General features: G+C 81.2%; 1 protein-coding gene. It reads left to right on the forward strand.

What is annotated here, in order from left to right; genetic code table 11:
- Positions 1–250 (forward strand): hypothetical protein (locus tag A4V12_RS39425; RefSeq protein ID WP_159028819.1); only part of this gene is annotated, 250 nt, incomplete at both ends.

The raw sequence follows: 250 nt of genomic DNA on the forward strand, positions 1-250 counted from the left end.
ATCCGGCGCCTGCGCAAGCAGGACGCGGGGCGGGCGGCCCTGCTGCTGGGCGGGGCGCCGGACGGGCTCCCGGACCGGCTCCCGGAAGGATCGGAGGGCCCGGCGGACCGGTCGGCGGGCCGGGCGCCGGACGCGCCGGCGTGCGGGTCACCGGTCCCGGCCGGGCAGGGGCACGTCGTACGGGAGGAGGGCCGTACGTACGCGGCCGACCTGGTGCGCGGGCCCGCGGAACTGATGCCCGCCGTACGCC

This window comes from Streptomyces noursei (assembly GCF_001646665.1).
In the GTDB taxonomy this organism is placed as follows: Bacteria; Actinomycetota; Actinomycetes; order Streptomycetales; family Streptomycetaceae; genus Streptomyces; species Streptomyces lavendulocolor.